The sequence below is a fragment of the Acinetobacter colistiniresistens genome, assembly GCF_000413935.1.
Classification (GTDB): Bacteria; Pseudomonadota; Gammaproteobacteria; order Pseudomonadales; family Moraxellaceae; genus Acinetobacter; species Acinetobacter colistiniresistens.
This window is the reverse complement of sequence record NZ_KE340379.1, coordinates 633298-654178: the sequence shown is the minus strand read 5'-3', so window position 1 is coordinate 654178 and position 20881 is coordinate 633298. Positions and strand designations below refer to the sequence as shown.

Here is a 20881-nt window from a genome sequence, read left to right as displayed (position 1 = left end):
TATTCAGCTATTCAGCTATTCAGCTATTCAGCTATTCAGCTATTCAGCTATTCAGCTATTCAGCTATTCAGCTATTCAGCTATTCAGCTATTCAGGGCAGCATACGCTTACCTATTTCGAAAGACCAACTGATACCCAAAACCAGCCAATCTTAAAGAAACCCCGATAACAGGCATAAAAAAAGCTTTGCCGAAGCAAAGCTTTTAAATTCCGTCTTAAACGCAACAATTTATTAGCATTATGAAACGAACTGTAAGAATAACCAGTATAAGCCGCCCGATAAAGCAATCGTCGCTGGCAAAGTAAAGATCCACGCTGAAAGGATGGTTTTCACCGTTGCGAAATTCAAGCCTGATTTATTCGCAACCATAGTACCCGCAACCGCACTGTTTAATACATGTGTCGTTGATACAGGCATACCTAAGCCATCTGCTGCTGCAATGGTACTCATCGCGACAAGCTCAGCCGACATCCCCTGACCGTAAGTCATGTGGTTCTTACCAATACGCTCACCAACAGTCACCACAATACGCTTCCAACCCACCATGGTACCAAGACCCAATGCCAATGCAACTGCGACTTTCACCCAGTTCGGAATGTATTGAAGGAATGAATCCAAGCTACTACGGTATTCTTTGACCACTTTCGCTTGGTCTTTATCCATTTCTGGTAAAGCTTCTGCTTTATCTAAACGCTTGAACGTCGTGGTACTTAAATACATGTCGTTACGCATTTCACTGACAACTGCTTCAGGAATCGCCTTAAGATCGCCATAACCGGCAACACGGTTACCCAAGTGTGCAGTCATGCTTGCAAGTGCAGGTACAACTTCATCTGTTTGTTCTTTGGTTTGGATATATTTGGTTAATACATCACGTGCCTTTTCATCCGTCAGCTCATTTTGGTTAACATTCAACACGGTTGCTGTCTGTGCAGAAAGCTGTTCAAAAGACTGTAATTGCTGGGCATCTAAATTTTTATTTAACGAATAAGCCAATGGCACCAAACCGATCAAGATCAACATGATCAGGCCCATACCTTTTTGACCATCGTTTGAACCATGGGCAAAACTTACACCCGTACAGGTGAAAATCAGGATGGCGCGAATGAGTGGTGGTGGTGGCTTATTGCCTTCAGGCGGCTGAAACAGCTCCATTTGGCGTTTAAAGACTTTCTTCACCAATAAGAATAAGATGGCTGCAAATGCAAAACCAATCAATGGAGAGAATAATAGCGCCTTACCAACTTTAATCACCTGATCCATATCAATACCACTGCTGGTCGCACCAACTGAAGCATTCAAGAAATGGTTCATGATACCCACACCTAAAATCGAACCGATTAAAGTGTGTGAACTTGATGCAGGAATTCCTAAGAACCACGTACCCAGATTCCAGAGAATTGCTGCGATTAACAATGCAAAAACCATCGCGAAGCCAGCGCCGCTGCCGACATTCATGATCATTTCTACAGGAAGTAATGCAATAATACCGTACGCAACTGCGCCACTTGCCACCATAACTCCAAGGAAGTTACAGAAACCAGCCCACATCACTGCTGCTGGAGCAGGTAATGCATTGGTATAAATAACCGTCGCTACAGCGTTTGCCGTATCGTGAAAACCATTTACAAATTCAAAGCCTAAAGCAATGAAAAGTGCCGTCGATAAAAGAATAACTGAATATAAACTTAAAGGCGGTACATATGCCAAATCAGCGCTGAGCTGAAAACCGATATAAATCAGTGTTGCAACAATAATTGTCAGGAACACCGGCATAAAAAATTTCGGTGTTGGTACATGTACATTCGTCGATTTTGCCTGAGAGCTGGCAAGCGGTGAATCCGAAACAGGAGGAAGATTAGAATTCATGTAGACGGTTAGGGGATAATAAAATCCCCTGTATTGTTTAATTAAATTATGACAATTATATGACAAAGGACTGTCACATAAAGCCAAAATTTCATGTTTTCCTCACATTTTTTTGTATTTTCTTACAGTAAATCTGCCCTATATTATATTTTAGTTAATAAAAAACAATACATTATAAAAATAAAAACACCATAAGAACTGTTTGTCTGATTTTGCAACAAATGCTACGAAATATGACATCGAATTGTCACATTTCGAACAACCTGTTTTCTTTTTAAGCATTATCCAATTCAATTATGACAACTTCGTGAAGCTTTTATGACATTTCATGAATGAACTAATGGAATCATCTTGCTGACTGCTGAAAATACGCGCTTTGGCGTAGCTTCTGTTACAATGCCCCTGCTTTTTATCTTCATCAGCTACTGGGGTTCCTGAATGTCCACGCTTACCACCCTACAATCACTTCTTGCCCAACGTATCCTGATTATTGATGGCGCAATGGGAACCATGATTCAACGCCATAAATTAGAAGAAGAAGATTATCGTGGTGAACGTTTTGCAGATTGGGCATCAGACCTAAAAGGCAATAACGACTTATTGGTATTAACACAGCCAAAAATTATTCAAGGCATCCACGAAGCCTACTTGGATGCAGGCGCAGACATTATTGAAACCAACAGCTTTAACGGCACCCGTGTTTCAATGTCGGATTATCACATGGAAGATCTTGTTCCAGAGATCAACCGTGAAGCGGCACGTTTAGCGCGTGCAGCATGTGACAAATACTCAACCCCAGAAAAACCACGTTTTGTGGCAGGTGTACTCGGCCCGACCTCACGTACCTGTTCAATTTCACCGAATGTCAATGATCCAGCTTTCCGTAATATTACTTTTGATGAACTCAAAGAAAATTACATTGAAGCTGCCCATGCCCTGATTGAAGGCGGTGCTGACATTCTCTTGATCGAAACTGTATTCGACACCTTGAACTGTAAAGCTGCAATCTTTGCGGTGAAAGAGGTATTCAAGCAAATTGGTCATGAACTGCCGTTGATGATTTCAGGCACCATTACCGATGCATCAGGTCGTACCTTAACAGGCCAAACCGCAGAAGCGTTCTGGAACTCGGTGCGTCATGGCGATTTACTCTCGATTGGTTTTAACTGTGCCTTGGGTGCAGATGCCATGCGTCCACATGTGAAAACGATTTCTGATGTTGCAGATACCTTTATTTCTGCCCATCCTAATGCGGGTTTACCGAATGCCTTCGGTGAATATGATGAAACGCCTGAACAAACGGCAGCATTCATTAAAGAATTTGCTGAAAGTGGTTTGATCAATATCACGGGCGGTTGCTGTGGTACCACACCTGACCATATTCGTGCCATTTACAATGCAGTCAAAGACATTCAGCCACGCCAAGTGCCTGAAACTGTTCCTGCCTGCCGTTTAAGTGGTTTAGAACCATTTAACATTGATGAAAATTCACTATTCGTGAATGTTGGTGAACGTACCAACGTGACGGGTTCAAAAAAATTCCTACGTTTAATCCGTGAAGAGAACTTTGCCGAAGCTTTAGAAGTGGCTCAGCAACAGGTTGAAGCTGGCGCACAGATCATCGACATCAACATGGATGAAGGCATGCTCGATTCGCAAAATGCGATGGTGCACTTCCTCAACCTCGTCGCATCTGAACCAGATATCTCTCGTGTGCCGATCATGATTGACTCATCGAAATGGGAAATCATTGAAGCGGGCTTAAAATGCGTTCAGGGTAAACCAGTCGTCAACTCAATTTCCTTAAAAGAAGGCTATGACGAGTTTGTCGAAAAAGCACGTTTATGTCGTCAATACGGTGCTGCGATTATTGTCATGGCCTTTGATGAAACTGGTCAGGCTGATACCGCTGCACGGAAACGTGAAATCTGTAAACGTTCTTATGATGTTTTAGTCAATGATGTCGGCTTCCCTGCTGAAGATATTATTTTTGACCCGAACGTATTTGCAGTGGCAACAGGGATTGAAGAACATAACAACTATGGCGTCGACTTTATTGAGGCTACAGGTTGGATCAAACAAAACTTGCCGCATGCCATGATCTCAGGCGGTGTCTCTAACGTATCGTTCTCTTTCCGTGGTAATGAGCCCGTGCGTGAAGCGATTCACTCGGTATTCCTTTACCATGCCATTAAACAAGGCATGACCATGGGGATCGTGAACGCTGGTCAAATGGCGATTTACGATGATATTCCCAAAGAACTGAAAGATGCGGTTGAAGATGTGGTTCTGAATCAGAACCAAGGTGAGTCTGGCCAAAATGCGACAGAGAAGCTGCTTGAAGTGGCAGAAAAATTCCGTGGTCATACTGGCGCACAACGTGAAGCGGAAAACCTTGAATGGCGCAATGAATCGGTAGAAAAACGTCTTGAATATGCTTTAGTCAAAGGCATCACCACGTATATCGATGAAGATACCGAAGAAGCCCGTTTAAAAGCCAAACGCCCACTCGATGTGATTGAAGGCGCATTGATGGATGGTATGAACGTAGTTGGTGACCTGTTTGGTTCAGGTAAAATGTTCCTGCCGCAAGTCGTGAAATCTGCACGTGTGATGAAACAAGCCGTGGCATGGCTGAACCCGTACATCGAAGCTGAAAAAACAGGTAGCCAGTCGAAAGGTAAAGTGTTGATGGCAACTGTAAAAGGTGACGTACATGATATTGGTAAAAATATCGTGGGCGTGGTCTTGGGTTGTAACGGTTATGACATCGTTGACCTTGGCGTGATGGTTCCTGCGGAAAAAATCCTGCAAACTGCGATTGATGAGAAATGCGACATCATCGGTTTGTCTGGTTTAATCACCCCATCTTTGGATGAAATGGTGTTTGTTGCCAAAGAAATGCAACGTAAAGGCTTTGACATTCCACTGTTGATTGGTGGTGCAACCACATCGAAAGCACATACCGCAGTGAAGATCGATCCACAGTATCAAAATGATGCAGTGATCTATGTGGCTGATGCTTCGCGTGCAGTTGGTGTTGCAACTACCCTATTATCAAAAGAAATGCGTGGCAATTTTATAGCAGAACATCGTGCTGAATATGCCAAGATCCGTGAGCGCTTAGCCAATAAGCAACCGAAAGCAGCCAAACTCAGCTATGCCGAATCGATTGAAAATGGTTTCAAGGTAGATGACAACTATGTACCTCCGATTCCAAATAGTTTAGGCACGCAAGTCATTACCAATTATCCATTGGCAACCTTGGTTGAATATTTTGACTGGACCCCATTCTTTATCTCTTGGAGCTTAGCGGGTAAATTCCCGAAAATCCTGACAGATGAAGTCGTTGGTGAAGCAGCTACTGATTTGTATAACCAAGCGCAAGAAATGTTGAAAGACATTATCGAGAATCGTCGTTTTGATGCGCGTGCGGTGTTTGGTCTATACCCTGCACAACGTACAGCTGCGGATACAGTCAGCGTGTTTGATGAAGCTGGTCAAAAAGTGACGCATACTTTTGAGCATATTCGCCAGCAATCTGACAAAGTGACAGGCAAACCGAACTTATCTTTAGCGGACTTTATTAGTACTTCTAAAGACAATACCGATTACCTCGGTGGTTTCACTGTGTCGATCTTTGGCGCTGAAGAATTGGCAAATGAATATAAAGCTAAAGGTGATGATTACTCTGCAATTTTGGTTCAGTCTTTGGCTGATCGTTTTGCCGAAGCATTTGCCGAGCATTTGCATGAGCGTATCCGCAAAGAATTCTGGGGCTATAAAGCTGATGAGACTTTGGGCAACGAAGAATTGATTAAAGAGAAGTATGTCGGTATTCGTCCTGCACCAGGTTACCCTGCTTGCCCAGAGCATTCTGAAAAAGCGGTGTTATTTGACTGGTTAGGTTCAGAAGCGAAGATCGGCACCAAGTTGACTGAACATTTTGCGATGATGCCACCTTCGTCTGTCAGTGGTTTCTATTATTCGCATCCTGAAAGTGAATACTTTAATGTAGGCAAGATTTCTCAAGATCAGCTTGAAGATTATGCAAAGCGTAAAGGCTGGACCCTGGATGAAGCGAAGCGTTGGTTAGCGCCGAATTTAGATGATTCGATTGCTTAAGTTAGAATTTTAATCTCCCTTTACGAAGCAGCGCTTCTCACCTCTTTAAAAAAGAGGGGAACTTTTGCGTATCAAATGAATTACGTGACAGCTCCTCCCTTTTCAAAGGGAGGTTTGGAGGGATTAAATAATTTTGAACAATAGTAGTTATTTAGCTTCTTTTGAATATAAATTATAAATATCTTAGTAAATTTAATTATAAATAATGAGCCTGTCTGATAAGAAATTGACTATTCTACGAGATAAACAAACTGTTATTACACGAGCAATTTTTTGGAAAGTTGAGAGAAGTGATTGCAATGAAATTCATTTAAAATTAGGAAGATACAAAAAGCCTAAATTTTTCTTAGATTCCCAATCATTAGAAAATGAAACTCCAAAGAGTGAGTTAACATTAGATCATGAAGAAATGACTAATTTAATGAATTTTTTACAAGCTCATTACGAACACTTTAAAATTGGTGAAAAAGAATATATACCAATACCTAATGATATAAACACCCAAGCAAAAGTAAAAATCCAGCAACTAATTAATAATATTGAGATTTCCGACTTAATAGAAATTTTAATTGAAAATCAAATTGATCGTCATGATTTAGAACTTAGCATTAGCTATACAAACAGATTAAAAGCTATAGATGAGTTCAACCAACTACTAGAGTACGATGAAACTGAAAATGTATGGCAAAAATGGTTTGAAAATAATAGCTGGGTTTTAGGTAGTGACTTTGTTAAAACAATAGATGAACGATCAATAGATACTAGAAATATTTCTGACTTTTTGATGCAAAGCTATGATGGTTTTATTGATATTGTAGAAATAAAACGCCCTGATGGAAATTTAAAATTTTGGCAATCACAATTAGACCATGGAAACTATATTCCTCATAGTGACTTGATCAAAGCTATTACTCAATCATTAACGTACATACATGAGATAGAGCAAGAATCAAATAGTGTAAAATTTTTAGAGCGCACTGAACATATTAAAACAATTAAACCTAGGTGTACTTTAATCTATGGTCGCTCTAATGATTGGAATAAAGATCAAATCAAAGCATTTAGAATATTAAATTCAAGTTATCACAATCTAAGTGTCATAACTTTTGATCATGTATTAGAAAGGGCAAAGAGGATTCTCGGCCAAAAAAATTTATAAATAAATATTTATAATAATCTATAGACTTTCAACTCTATATCAAATTAAAAAGAGATCAAAGGTAATCAACCTAAGATCTCTTTTCATGATCATTTCTTCTCACCAAAGAGAAGTAGAGTTTCTAGTGAACAACATAATAATTCTGCTTTACATGTGTATTATCCACTATTAAAATTTAACGGTAGATAAAACCATGAGCTCTAACGCTCTCAAAATTCACATCGCTATCTTGAATTGCTTCTAAATCTTTTTATGTTAAATAGGAGGTTTTCATCTCATAAATTCCGCTCAAGAATAATAAATCCCAAATAGCTAAATCTTTATCTCGAATAGCATATGTACTCAGTCTCAAAACTAACAATCATCAAAGAACAACTTATATTTTAGAAGTTTTCCATTTTTAAAAACAAATTCTATTGAATCATTTCCACTTTCAGCCAGCCCACTATAAACAACATTCTTATTTTCAGCGTCCGTCCACAATTCATATTTTTTGAATTGTTGCATAAAACTCTTTTGATCTATCCCACTACGAATCTTTTGTCCATGAAATACTAGCGCATTGTTCTGACTAAAATAAACCTCTTTAATGACACCCGTGTCTAAAAGTTTAAAACTGCCATAATCATATTCATCTGGGAAATAGCCACCGTTACATTCATCTGGTTTTCCTTTAACAACACTTTTCGGTTTACCCAATGAACGTAGTATAGGCACCTCCCAATTATTGTACGTTTTACCCTGAATGACAGGTTGAGCAAATGGAGCTGCAAACAGTGGCTGTGAAACCAGACACATCAATGCTAAACCCAATATTTTATTTTTCATTCTAGATATTCTTCAAAAACTAATCGGCTCAGTATAAATAAAATTTGAAGTAAATACGCCCCACAAGCGACAATTCATCCAACGATATTATTTAATACGATGTTTAAACCTCACATCGGAAAAACATCGCACTAATTTAGAACCTATATCATTTCAATATAGGCTCTCTACTTCTACAGCTCTTTATGCTTCTCAATCAAATCTTCAAGATTCTGATAAACATGCAACACCCGATCTTTATGCGTTCGCGCATGATCCAAACGCTGCTCAGGATCAACCAACAACAAGGTGTGACCATCATCAATCAAACGATCAATGCCTTCCAAAAACATCCGTTTCCCGACATCATGGATCAATGAAATCTGAGTTAAATCAATCACAATAGAACTTTTATTGACAGGTTCACATTGCAAGGTCCGTAACAACATTTCCGCTTCAGTAAATTTCAAGACACCGCGAAGCACATACACACTTAAAGAAGCATCTTTACCAGTGCGATAATGACTCTGCACAATGGTTTGAGCTGAAGGTGTGCCTTCCATCAAATGCAAGCCCATATCACGAGAGAGCCGTTCCAAGATATCAATGCCACGTACACTATTGCCATGTTCATCGAGGCGAGGAGAAAAAGCAGCAATACTGACCTGCCCGGGCAACACGCCCAAGATTCCACCTGCGACACCACTTTTGGCAGGAATACCCACCGTTGTGAGCCAATCCCCCGCGGCATCGTACATCCCACAGCTCATCATCACACTCAGAACTTGGCGTACCACGGCACGATTCAATAAGCGTTTACCCGTTTTAGGATCGACCCCGCCATTGGCAAAAACACTGCCCATCCGTACCAGATCTTTGACCGTCACCAAGATCGCGCATTGGCGAATATAACCATTCACAATATCGACAGGATCAGATTCTAAAATCCCCACGGTTCGCAACATATAACCAATTGAGAGATTACGATAAGCCGTTTTCATCTCAGATTCATATACCGCATTATCAAATTGCAGTTCACGTCCTGCCAGTTCACTCATAAATCGACGTAAAATTTCTGCGCCTGATACATCTTCTTTTGCTGGTATTAATGAATGCGTGGTGATTGCACCCGAATTAATCATCGGATTTTTAGGACGGCGGTCTTTACCCAATGAAATTTCATTAAAGGCTTCGCCTGAAGGTTCAACTCCAACTTTCTCTAATACCGCGTCTATACCAAGCTGTTGTAGCACGTAGGCATACGTAAATGGTTTAGACATCGATTGAATGGTGAATTCAATCTCATCATCCCCAATGGAATAAATCTCACCATCAACTGTGGATAAGGCCAGTGCCAGTCGATTCGGATTGGCATTGGCTAACTCAGGAATATAGTCTGCGAGATGCCCACTATTATCGATATCGCAGGCATCTATCACATGTGCCAAATAATCAGGAAGTGGAGTTTTCATGGTCATCTAGCCTTTAAATGTTTCAAGTTTTAATTTAGATGAAAGTTATAATACAGATCACTGATCATATAAAAATTATAGCTTTTGTAATGATTTTATGAGCTTACAAACATAACTAACTCAAACGCTCAACAAATAAAATACCATCCAAATGATCCACCTCATGCTGAACAATACGCGCAGGAAAACCCTCAAAAGTGGTTTCAATCACTTCACCCTGTAAGGTGTAATAGCGAACTTTGACCGCTTGTGCCCGTTCTACCTGCCCACGTTCATCTGGCACACTGAGACAGCCTTCCTCACCTAAACAAGACTCTTGAGAAAACGCTAAAATTTCAGGATTGACCATCACCACCGCATCCATTTCAGGCGCATCGGGATAACGCGGATTGGGACGCGATGCCACAATAATCAATCGCTTCGAGATATAGACCTGTGGTGCGGCAATCCCAACACCATTACGCTCCAGCATGGTCGCATGCATGGCAGAAGCCAATTGCAATAACCATTCACTGTTAAATTCCCCGTTCGCGACCGTTGCCGCTTTAATTTTTAGAACTTCTTCACCACGTTGTGCTACAGGTAGAATTACACTCATCCCACGCCCTTATAATTGTTTTGACCAAATAGTGAATAATATCGTATTGGATATTTTATCGCGTTACCATAATTTTCATTTAAGAATCTTGTCATAATATATGCGCGATAAAAATAACCGATGGCAAACCACAATGAATGCAACGCAACTCTTTCTTGGTGTGATCTTTAGCTCAATTGGCTTAGGCTATTTTATGTATGGCAAAAAGCAGAAAATGACCGTGCCCTTGGTCTGTGGTTTAGTTCTGATGCTCTTTACCTACTTCATCGATAGCAACACCGTGGTTGGTATCATTGGTGTGATTGTTTCAATTATTCCCTATTTCCTGCGCTTCTAAAAACAAAAACTCTCCACTTGGAGAGTTTTCTATTGATGGAAAATTAAAGGTGCTTCTTTAACTCATCAGCAACAATCTCGATTTCAAGCGTACTGAATTTACGGATCTCCCCTTCGGCATGCTTTTCCAACATCCCGCCAATCAAGGGGACTTTGACTTTAACAGTCCACGTTAAAGCGATATGTACTTTCTCACTATCCCCAGTCACACTACGTTCGCCCTTCGCTTCCAAAGGCAGATTTGCACCAAGCTCAACTGTCGAGGTTAAGTTTTTCAAATGGGTAATATCTGCACGTTTTAGACGAAATGCATTTTTTAATAATTTTTTGGCGACCTCTGGAATATTCACATCCAGATTATATTCACGGCGTAGCGTATAAATATCGCCCTTAATATTCGATTCAATAATTTCCAAGTTTTCACCCGGAATACGTTTGCATACAGCTTCATGCAATGAAGTATCCGCCACCAGTCTTGAAAAATCTTCAATTGAAACACCATGAATTGTTTCATTCACCGTAAATTGATGTGCCATTTTTAAATGTCCATTTTGTTTTATTAGGATTTCATCATTGCGCAAAAGTATAGCACCCAGACTTAGATCTCAAAATCTGGGTGCTCAAAAATAGATGACTGTTCGGATTAGTTATTTTGATTGTAATGATGTCGGATACCTAATTTAACCGTGACCCGCTCCATGCGACTGATATATAGATAATGGTCGCCATATTCAATTACCGCATAAAATTGTTCCGCACCATCATCCAAACCTGTTGCTGACCACGTGGTTCCTTGTGGAAATTCATCTAACCATGTGGCTTTATAAAAGTCTGAAACGGACTCAAAGTCTAGATAAAAGGATGGATTTGCCATAATTTTGGCTGCCATCTGGTCAAATTTTTGTTGCTTAAATGCGTCTAAACTAAGTAACACGAACCTTCCTTATCGTTTCAAATCAAGCTTAAATTTCATTGTTCAATCTAAAGTTAATCTTAAGCAAAATTACAAAAATACAGTGATTTTCTGATCGCTCTATTTTGCGCGGGAATACGCTGTTTTTCTAGATTATTTTCAGTTTTATCATACATTTTCCGGTACTGCGGATTTGCTCACGCGGACTCAATATGTTATCAACATATTATGCTTTATTATTTTTTATAACCATAAAGGAGCAATATAAAATGTCATATCAGAATATATTAGTCCCTGTTGACGATTCTCCAATTTCTTATGCAGCGGTTGAACATGCACTGTCTTTAGCAAAATTATCAGGGGCAAAAGTCACGATCTTGAGTGTCGTTGTCGTTGATCCTTTTGTGGGTGTGGATTTCTATCAGTTTGCGCCTGCGGTAACAGATTATTTTATGCAAGCCGAAGCGCATGCCAAAACCCAGCTACAAGATATTTCCCAATCCTTTATCCGTGACGGTATTGAAGTTAATACCAAGATTCATCACGGTTCAGCCAGTGAAGGGATTATTTTTGTGGCCGATGAAGTCGGTGCAGATTTGATTGTGATGGGGTCTCATGGCCGTACAGGAGTAAAACGTTTACTGCTTGGTAGCGTGGCACGTGCCGTTTTAACCGAATCACATATTCCTGTGCTGATCGTTAAGCAATAAGCGCCTGCTTTAACTGAAAAACCCTGTGTCTCGATACGGGGTTTTTTATTGCCTGAAATCTCCCAACCAGACCGATTAGCCCCCCATGTTGATCATTTACAACCCTATACCATGATCTAAAAAGATGCTTCACTTGTAGCTGGACATTCATTTTAAAATCAAAATAGTGTGTGGAATCAGCTCGCTATCATTCAAAAATGACTGTTCATCAAGAACACTTTTAATAATAAGACATAATATTGCAAGGATGATCAATATGAAACTCAATCCAATGGTGATTGCCCTCTGTGGGATGTGTATCACAACATTAAACCACGCTGCAGCACTGGATCAATCAGGACAATCCATTCTCCCTTTTCTGGAAAATGGCAATTATGTCGAGGTCAATGCCACTGCAGTAGATCCAAGTATTTCGGGGAAAATTCGTAATCGCCCAGAACTGGTCAATGATCCTCAGAATCTTAACTCAGGCAATATGGGCAATAGTTTTCAATATTATAGTGCCGCACTCAAACTACAGCTAACGAATCAAATTAGCTTTGGACTGCTTTACGATCAACCGTTTGGTGCTAATATTACTTATCCTATGCAATCGAATAATACCTTTTCGGATAATCAGTTTACCCAACAAGGGACATCGGTCAATGTCGATACCGAAAGCATCAGCATGATTTTGGGTGTGAGTCCTTTTCGCAATTTTCAACTCTATGGTGGTGCCGTCTATCAATCTGTCAAAGGTGATGTAGCACTACGTGGTAATTCATACGGCGAAGCCTTTAATGGCTATGATGCCAAATTTAAAGCCAATCATGCGGTCGGTTGGTTGGCCGGTCTGGGTTATCAAATTCCAGATATCGCCTTAAAAGCAGCGGTGACCTATCGTTCTAAAATCGACCATGATATGCAAGCAACTGAAACTATGTTGGGTCAACCTTTGGAAGTCACCACAGCAAGTAAAACCAGAATTTCCACTCCACAATCCGTCAATATTGATTTTCAAACAGGCGTATATAAAGACACGCTACTCTATACCAATCTACGTTGGGTCAACTGGAAAGATTTTCACATTCGTCCCGCTCAATTTGGCGCAGTGACCGAATATCTAACAGGCTTGATCAGCGAAGGAAGCTATACAGGCGGTTTTGATCTGGACAGCTATCAAAAAGATCAATGGACGGTAAATGTCGGACTTGGGCATCAGTTTACTGAAAAATGGAGTGCATCGACGGAAGTCAGTTGGGACTCAGGTACAGGCGACCCTGCATCTACCTTAAATCCAACCAAAGGCTCTTGGGGGCTTGGCTTAGGTGTTCAATTCAACCCTGCTCAGAACTACTTTATTGCAGCTGGAGTTAAATACTTCTGGTTAGGCGATGTCGTTGCCGAAGATGGTACTTATTACATCCCTGTGCCTGGCATTAAACCGATTGCAGAACAGGCTGATTTTAAAAATAATAGTGCCATCGCTTATGGTCTAAAAATTGGCTATCGTTTTTAGCAAATCATTTCAATCGGCTATTCAGCCACGTAGGAACATGATTCGCTTCAAATCCTGTTCCTACTTCATGATTTCCTATGCTTGAAGAAAACAGTTAGATTAGAATCTCGGCAATATTATTCTGATAATGAACTCAATCGCGAGCAAAAATCCAATGCAAAAAATGTCCCTTGTCTTTTTTATATTTAGCTTACTTTTTCCTTTCACTACTTTTGCCAATTCAACTGAACCGCAAGAAAGTATGGATATTTTTATTGGCACCTTAACCATAAAGGATAAAAAAGCCACTTTGACGCGATGTGATAGTGTAGAAAATGAATATGTGCTGAAAGATGCAGATTGGTCTAAGGAAAAGGCGGTATCAAGTTTTATCTCCAAAGCCTCAAAACTCAAACAGCCCATTTATGCAGAAGTGATTGCAGCCTATAAAAGCGAAAAAGATACCAATGTTTTACTGGTCGATTCCATTGAAAATCTGACTGAAGCGAAAAGCTGTCATTTGGCAGATTTCTTTTAAGGCTCAAAATCGTTAACAAACTTTTAGGGCGGCTATTGGCAATCGCAATGCCGTTACTCACTAAACGTTTGCCATGTCTCAAAAGCATGTTTGCTATACAGCTTTAACTTGGAAAACTGAGGAATAATTGCTTCACTTTGTGTCGGTCTTAAAAACACAAAATCATCGACTTGAATATCACAATCCTTCGGCACATTGACCAACTCCTGATTACTACTACGACCATACAATGCATGGGTATGCGCTTGGTCAGGATAGACATAATCAGCCAGCCAATAGCCACCATAAATAAACAGCGCCTTACACTTATGTGGCAATTTATCCAATAATGACATCGATGGCAGTTGAGTAAATGGCAGGATTTTTAATACCGGTGCAGCAATCCATAAGGCGGGTTGCAAGGCTCTTAAAAAATCACTGTCAAAATCACTCGGTTTGAGCAGCATTGAACCAAAAGACAAATCATTGCAGACACTTTCAGTCGTATGAAAGCTAAAGGTTGGACTGCCTCCGCCATTAAAACACAAATCCTCTTGCCACAACGTTGGGAATTGCTTTTGGATCAGTTGCTGATAACTGGCATAGGTCTGTTGTGAGCTTTGATAAGCCAATTCAGGCTTTTTAATTATGGCTGGGATTTTGCTGACATGCGCATCATAGCCCATCAAACCAGAAAGTTTTAAATACTGTGGATACTGCTGAATCAACTTTAATATTTCGACCATTTGCGCTGTCGACTGCACGCCACCACGATGTAAACCGACATCAATCTCAATATTTACATCCAAGCATAGCGAATAGAGCTGAGCAATCTCTAGGTATTGCTGTAAACGTTGCTTGCTATCAATCAGCCACTGAATATTGGCATTCGACCATTCTGGATGCTGTTCAAAGAAGTGACGTACGGCTTGAGCGGGCATCGGCTTACCCAACAAGATATCGGCTTCAGCAAAATTTTCTAAGATTGAAACGATATGTGGTTGATGAAACACCATAAAGCGCTGTGTATCAATCTGCTCAGATAACAATTTGAGTAAGTCTAGGCTCGCTAATGACTTCACCACCAAGCGCGCTTTTAAATGCGGTGCATGAGACAATCGTACTTGCACATGCTGGATATTCTGTTTTAAAGCCGCTGCATCGATGATGAGTTGCGGAGTCGCAATCCCCTGTTTTTTTAGATCGAGATTGAGTTGTTTAAAATAATGATCCAACATGTCTTTCCATCCTTTTATCTAATAGGGATATGCTAACTCCACGGAGTCCTGTTTTATTCTCATCCTATTTCAAAATAAGCCACTTCGTCTTGTGCATGACCAAAGCTTTATTCGCTTTGGTTTGCTCAGGCTCGACCTGAGAAGCTTTAAAGCTTCGAAAGAGAAAACCACCTTGTACAGCTACATCACTGCTCCCTGCAAAACTCGACGACTACCCTCTCATATCAAAATAATCACAGAACCTTTATATAATGGATGTAGTCCTGCCTCAAACAGTTGCAGATGAGGTTTTCGAGCATCAAAATAATGAGAAAGCTTTGATATCAAAACTAACCTAAAAACAGCTTTTCCAAATAGGGATTTAAAAACTTAGCTTCTGGATCAAGCTGCCGACGCAAAGCCATAAAATCATCCCACTTGGGATATAAAGCCCGAAGCTGTGTCTTGTTCATTTGATGCATTTTACCCCAATGTGGACGCCCCTGATATTTTTGCAAGATTGGCTCAACCACATCAAAAATCAAACGCGGGTCTTGCTTATGATATTGATGCACCGAGATCGAAATGGAATCCTGCTGATAAAAAGGACTGAGCCAGATATCATCGCCTTTAACAAAACGGAATTCGAGCGGAAAAAAGGTCGCAACTTTATACGTTCTTAAGGCATCCAACACTTCATCCAGACACTCAATTCCACGATCAACAGGGATCTGATACTCCATTTCATTGAACTTGGTATTGCGCGGTGTTGGAAATATCTTGCTCGACCAATCGACATAAGTGGTTGGTTTAACAAAAATGCCGAGTAGCTTCTGTAAGTACGGATTCAACGAAGGAAAATTTTTGGTCAGCTCTGAACAAAAAGTCAGTAAGGCATCATCTGATGGAAAATTTTCCTTACGAGGCAAAACAGCTTCATCCGTCTCATCCAAGGTTTTCAACATCAACTGCTTTTCATGGGAAAACACAAAGCACTCAATATGTCGATGCTGATGTTTCCATTGCTGAATGTGTTGCATCATGTCCTCTACAGGACAAAGTTCAATGTGTTCTTTGAGTTTATAGCGTGGGCGATTTTGCATGGTGATCTGGGTCAAGATGCCTAAGCACCCCAAAGAAACTCGCCCTGCGGCAAAAACTTCAGGATGTTCTGTGCGACTACATTTTAGGATTTCACCCGAAGCCGTCAATAACTCAAATGCTTCAACATAGGCCGAAATACAATGCAAATCTGCACCTGTGCCATGTGTGCCTGTAGAGACCGCACCCGCCAGACTTTGCTGATCAATATCGCCTTGATTCATCAAAGCCTGATTGATGGATTGCTGTTGTAAATGCTGATCTAGGTCAAATAAGCGTGTACCCGCATAAATACTGCTCTGACATCGATTAAGATCAGTCGATGCAATTCCCGCAATATGGTCCAAAGACAATAAGGTTGCATCGGTACACACCAACGGCGTAAAAGAATGCCCAGCACCGACTACCCGTATTTTTTTCTGCGCCTGAACAATCGACTGTAGTTCTTGAATATTGGCAGGTTGCAAAATCAGTTGCGGCATAGATTTTTGAAAACCAGACCAGTTTGACCAAATGCCTTGTGTTAAATCACTCATACTGCCTCTCCTTGGCTAACGGCAGTTTTTAAATTGCCATGATTAGTGCGTTTTGCGAGTTCCTGCACAGGAATATGCGGTGGTCGTGTCATTTCATCGTAATGACGTTTATCTTTTTCTAATAATAACTGTTCTGCTAAGCCTTGGAACTTGCTCTGACAGGCTGCCAATGTCCATTGACCAAATAAGGTATGCCCACCTTCATACGCCTGCACTTGGTATTCTTCATAGGTGGTGACATAGCCCATGTAATCATTGCAGTACGATGCTAACCAAACTCTTTCAATCGAAGAAGCCTGTGCAACAAGCATCTGTTTAACCGTATCAACCACACGCTGCCCTGCAATAGTCGTAAATTCTCCTGGGCAGCAAATCAAAGCCAATTGACCTAATCGCACAATTTGTAAGGGAACCACACTTGGGACTAAAGGACTCTGCTGAATCGCCCCTGCTTTCACTTGTCGGTTCATTTCGGCAATCAGCGGATCAAGCATACTCGGCGGAAAACCAATCGGTTGACCTAAAATCTTTTTGGCACCTGCTTCCAGTAAAATCTGTTTCGGCCCTTGAGATGCATACAGCTGTTGATAGTCTGCAAAGTCTGCTGCTTTGGGATGCTTGTTTTTTTGTTTGCGAAATTGATCGGCTAAAAATTGCATCCCCATGATTAAAGGTTTGGGTGCACCTAGACCATCCACAGGTGTGCCTGCAAAAAATGCAGTGCCATGACAGGGCTGGCTGGTCTTTGCATGCTTTTGCCCTGCTACGAACACCTCTGGAATCTCAATATTACTCAGATCAACATAGGACAAAACAGCATCGACCTTGCCTTCAACCTTTTCTAAATTTTTAGCAATATCCTGCTGTAAGGTACTCAAAGCCAGTTCACTTTGATAACGCCCATTTTGTTGCGCGTAATGATATTCCTGCTCACCTTTAATTTGATTACGAATCTTCAGCTGATCTTTACCATGAAAATGTGGCGATACATCGCCAGCGGTTGCTTGGGCAAAAATCGTAACTGGATTTTCAATTCCTTGTTTAATTAAAGCCTTCTCAGAAAATGCAGCCGCATAACCTTTGTTATCACCGTCATAGGCTTTTAAGGAGTTTCCCAAACAAGTCGCATGTACCCCAAATAATGAAATAAAGGACTGCAATTTTTGTTCACGATAAAAACCAAGCAATTGCATTTCACGGTTTAAAGCCAAATGCGTTTCAGTGTCAGTGCGTGGCTGAACCTCTGGGTTACGATTATACGCTTTGATTGAGCGATTCCATGCGACAGGTATTGGTTCTGGAAAATGCTGCGTCCCCAAGAAAATCTCAGTGTCTTGTTCCGATGCAATCGCATTTTGAATACTCAGTACAATTGCCTCGACAATTGCATTGAGATGCTCAGGCACAAAACCAGGTGTCGGCAGATTATATAAGGCTTCATAACCGCAGCCACCTGGCCCAGAGTGGGTATGGGTCGCCATTAACACCAATTGATTTTCATCAAATTGTGAACCTAGGATCTGCGTGAGTCGTGTTACTGTTTGATTTCGTATGGCATGGGTAATACAACCTAAATCAAGACAACAAAGCAGTAGTCGATGATCGGATGAATCGACGATGCTCACACTACGGGCATATAAAGCCGTACGCTGTTCATAGGCACGATGCGACCATTGCCCATAACCAAACATGGCATAGCCTTTTGCTGTAACTTTGATTTGCTGTTTATCCCAGCCCGCTTGATACATTGGCGCGTCCCTTTCTCAATTCTTTTTCTAACTGTATTAAAGCCTGTTGAAAGTTAATCAAAATTATGCGATACCCAACAGGGTTAAAGACACTTTTCTTTGGGGGGCAAAACGGACTTATGCCTAAACAATTCATCAATAGCGCTGAAGCACAGCAGTACATCCCACCAACTATTCTGGCCAGTCTGATTCACTATGCTGAGCAACAGCAGTGGGAGTATGCTGCATGGTTTCAGGATTCAGGTTTAGATATTGCTCAAATACAGCAAACCCAAGGCGTGGTTCGCTTCCCTCAACTATGTGATGTGATACGTCAGGCCATTGCCGCCTACCAACAACCCGACCTTGGTTTAAAACTTGGCAGTAGTGAAGGTTTAATTTCAATGGGGATTCTCGGTTTCGCCATGCAGTCCTGCAAAACCGTTGCAGATGCCTTAGATATTGCACTTCGTTACCATCGTATTTCAGGTAGTGTCTTGAATATCAACTTTTCCATCCAAGGTGATCTCTGCGAGTTGGAAGTGACTGAATCCTCTCCCTGCAATGAACTAACAGCTTTTTTCTATGATGAATTATTTAGCAGCATCATCACCTGTTTAAATGCGATGCTAGGCGATCATGATGATGTGGTGAGTCTTGAGCTCAGCTATTTTCCAAGCGAATACCAAGCACAATATAACGATATTTTTGGCTGCCCAATCCAATTTAACCGTGATAAAAATATCATGCGTTTTAGTCGTCGCCTATTGCAGCGCAGCTTAAAAAATTACAGCCCTGCCAACTATGCAACTGCGATCCACATCTGTGAACAGGCCTTAAAAGAAATCGACCAGCTCAATCAAGTCGGTTACGCCCATTTACTTGATCATTTAATTGAACAGCATTTACCTGAACGTTTTGAGATGCAGCATGCTGCTGAACAATTGCACCTCAGCGAGCGGCATTTAAGACGGCAATTATTGGCAGAAGGTTTGAGTTTCCAACAAATTCGGCAAAATGTGTTAGAACGTAAAGCCAAACAACTCCTAGAACAGAACCTGTCTATGAGTGAAATTAGCCTGCAATTGGGTTTTAGCGAATTACGTGAATTCCGACGTGCCTTTAAACGCTGGACTGGGCAAGCGCCTTCGGTTTATAAACAAGAGAGCATTTTACTTAATGCCTAAGAATAAAACGGTCTAGAAATTTCCAAGCGCAAATGCAGATAAAACCGAACCGTAAATGCTTTTTCTTGTAATTTTAAATTCTCGCAAATATTCACTACCGCGCTCGGCGGCATGGATGCCGCCAGTTTGGCTGTGATACAAGGAAGTATCATCAGCCAAACAAAGGATTTTTGTTACTTTTCATCCCTGAAAAATCAGAGAGAAAACGGATGCTTATCTAAAATAAGATGAGATCTCTGAAAGATTCCACCGAAACAAACAATTAAAACTAAATTCTAACTTGCTGCTTGATAAAACGGCACATCACCGTTAATCGTGGCACGATGCATAATCCGATGCGCCTCACCATAATCAAATAAAGCCTTATGCTGCGTGCAACGATTATCCCAAATCGCCACATCACCCGCTTGCCACTGCCAACGCAAATGGAACTGCTCATTGGTTGCATGTACAAATAAATATTGCAGCAATTCAGCACTTTCAGCCTCATCTAACTCATTAATACGCGTGGTAAACCCTTCACTTACAAACAAAATCGGCTGACCTGTCACAGGATGTGTTCTCACCACAGGATGAACAACAGGAGGATTGCGTTTAAAGGTTTCTTCCAGTTTTTGACGCTCAACATCATTATGCGCAAAACGCTCAATCGGGAAAGACTGACGAATGTCATGCGTTGCGGTTAAGCCTTTTAACTTTTGCTGCAAACCTTGATCCAAGGCTGCAAATGCCGCCGCCCCACTTGACCAGAGCGTATCACCGCCCACAGGTGGAATCTTGATGGCTTGTAAGACACAACCCAACGGTGGTTTCTGGCTGAAAGTGACATCGGTATGCCAAAGTTCATTGTCACGCAAATCTTGTTTCCAACTATCCAATACAATAATTTCAGGCACATTTGCTACGGATGGATAAATGGGATGAATATGCAAAGAACCAAAACCACGCGCCAACTCTGCTTGTGCCTGAGGTGCAAGTTGCTGATTGCGGAAGAAGATCACATGATGATCCAGCAAAGCTTGTTGAATTTGTTGCGTAGTATTTTCATCAGCCGTATTTAAATCAACATCGTGAATAATTGCACCGATTGTTGGTTTAATAACTTCAATATTTAAGGTCATCGTCTACT

Annotated in this window: 17 protein-coding genes; 7 read left to right on the top strand and 10 right to left on the bottom strand. The window is 41.0% G+C overall.

From position 1 onward, the window contains the following. Positions 1 to 238: 238 nt before the first annotated feature. Positions 239 to 1870: an inorganic phosphate transporter gene (locus F907_RS10435; protein ID WP_032861958.1), complete on the bottom strand. Its 1632-nt coding sequence runs from the start codon at positions 1868 to 1870 to the stop codon at positions 239 to 241. A gap of 438 nt (positions 1871 to 2308) precedes the next feature. Between F907_RS10435 and metH the strand changes: the two genes are divergently transcribed. Together metH and F907_RS10445 are read left to right on the top strand one after the other, a co-directional pair. Next, positions 2309 to 5995 (top strand): methionine synthase, encoded by a 3687-nt coding sequence (metH, locus tag F907_RS10440; protein ID WP_016651981.1) that lies wholly within the window; start codon positions 2309 to 2311, stop codon positions 5993 to 5995. 205 nt (positions 5996 to 6200) lie between these two features. After that, positions 6201 to 7154 (top strand): Shedu immune nuclease family protein, encoded by a 954-nt coding sequence (locus tag F907_RS10445; RefSeq protein ID WP_016651980.1) that lies wholly within the window; start codon positions 6201 to 6203, stop codon positions 7152 to 7154. Positions 7155 to 7508: 354 nt separating this feature from the next. Here F907_RS10445 and F907_RS10450 read toward each other — a convergent pair whose 3' ends face one another. The 3 genes from F907_RS10450 to def all read right to left on the bottom strand — a co-directional run bounded on the left by F907_RS10450 (position 7509) and on the right by def (position 10031). Next, entirely contained in the window at positions 7509 to 7982 is a 474-nt protein-coding gene (locus tag F907_RS10450) for a hypothetical protein (protein WP_016651979.1), read from the bottom strand. Between the two features lie 173 nt (positions 7983 to 8155). Continuing rightward, a complete protein-coding gene (locus F907_RS10455; RefSeq protein WP_016651978.1) occupies positions 8156 to 9433 on the bottom strand; it encodes a glutaminase in 1278 nt (425 codons plus the stop codon). Positions 9434 to 9548: 115 nt separating this feature from the next. Then, positions 9549 to 10031 carry a peptide deformylase gene (def, locus tag F907_RS10460; protein ID WP_005273808.1) on the bottom strand — a complete coding sequence of 161 codons (483 nt, stop codon included), beginning with the start codon at positions 10029 to 10031 and terminating at the stop codon, positions 9549 to 9551. Between the two features lie 133 nt (positions 10032 to 10164). Between def and F907_RS10465 the strand changes: the two genes are divergently transcribed. Further along, the gene (locus F907_RS10465) at positions 10165 to 10368 is read left to right on the top strand and encodes a hypothetical protein (protein ID WP_032861955.1); all 204 of its coding nucleotides are present in this window, start codon (positions 10165 to 10167) and stop codon (positions 10366 to 10368) included. A gap of 43 nt (positions 10369 to 10411) precedes the next feature. Here the strand turns inward: F907_RS10465 and F907_RS10470 are convergent, their stop codons facing one another. Continuing rightward, complete coding sequence (locus F907_RS10470) at positions 10412 to 10903, bottom strand: DUF2505 family protein (protein WP_016651977.1); 492 nt, start codon at positions 10901 to 10903, stop codon at positions 10412 to 10414. 107 nt (positions 10904 to 11010) lie between these two features. After that, positions 11011 to 11301 (bottom strand): hypothetical protein, encoded by a 291-nt coding sequence (locus F907_RS10475; RefSeq protein WP_016651976.1) that lies wholly within the window; start codon positions 11299 to 11301, stop codon positions 11011 to 11013. 248 nt (positions 11302 to 11549) lie between these two features. Here F907_RS10475 and F907_RS10480 point away from each other — a divergent pair, with 248 nt between their 5' ends. From F907_RS10480 to F907_RS10490, 3 genes are all read left to right on the top strand, one after another. After that, positions 11550 to 11990, top strand: coding sequence for a universal stress protein (locus F907_RS10480; RefSeq protein WP_005242829.1), 441 nt, complete (start codon positions 11550 to 11552; stop codon positions 11988 to 11990). Between the two features lie 256 nt (positions 11991 to 12246). Next, entirely contained in the window at positions 12247 to 13488 is a 1242-nt protein-coding gene (locus F907_RS10485) for an OmpP1/FadL family transporter (RefSeq protein WP_016651975.1), read from the top strand. A gap of 154 nt (positions 13489 to 13642) precedes the next feature. After that, a complete protein-coding gene (locus F907_RS10490; protein WP_016651974.1) occupies positions 13643 to 14005 on the top strand; it encodes a hypothetical protein in 363 nt (120 codons plus the stop codon). A gap of 53 nt (positions 14006 to 14058) precedes the next feature. Here F907_RS10490 and F907_RS10495 read toward each other — a convergent pair whose 3' ends face one another. From F907_RS10495 to F907_RS10505, 3 genes are all read right to left on the bottom strand, one after another. After that, on the bottom strand, positions 14059 to 15222 hold the full coding sequence (locus F907_RS10495) for an alanine racemase (RefSeq protein WP_016651973.1): 1164 nt from the start codon (positions 15220 to 15222) through the stop codon (positions 14059 to 14061). Positions 15223 to 15551: 329 nt separating this feature from the next. Continuing rightward, a complete protein-coding gene (locus F907_RS10500; RefSeq protein WP_016651972.1) occupies positions 15552 to 16838 on the bottom strand; it encodes a D-arabinono-1,4-lactone oxidase in 1287 nt (428 codons plus the stop codon). Then, on the bottom strand, positions 16835 to 18586 hold the full coding sequence (locus F907_RS10505) for a neutral/alkaline non-lysosomal ceramidase N-terminal domain-containing protein (RefSeq protein WP_016651971.1): 1752 nt from the start codon (positions 18584 to 18586) through the stop codon (positions 16835 to 16837). The genes F907_RS10500 and F907_RS10505 overlap by 4 nt, the downstream gene beginning before the upstream one ends. A 65-nt stretch (positions 18587 to 18651) precedes the next feature. Here F907_RS10505 and F907_RS10510 point away from each other — a divergent pair, with 65 nt between their 5' ends. Then, a complete protein-coding gene (locus F907_RS10510; RefSeq protein WP_016651970.1) occupies positions 18652 to 19752 on the top strand; it encodes an AraC family transcriptional regulator in 1101 nt (366 codons plus the stop codon). Between the two features lie 275 nt (positions 19753 to 20027). Here the strand turns inward: F907_RS10510 and tauD are convergent, their stop codons facing one another. Further along, positions 20028 to 20873, bottom strand: coding sequence for a taurine dioxygenase (gene tauD / locus F907_RS10515; RefSeq protein WP_016651969.1), 846 nt, complete (start codon positions 20871 to 20873; stop codon positions 20028 to 20030). Positions 20874 to 20881 lie beyond the last annotated feature (8 nt).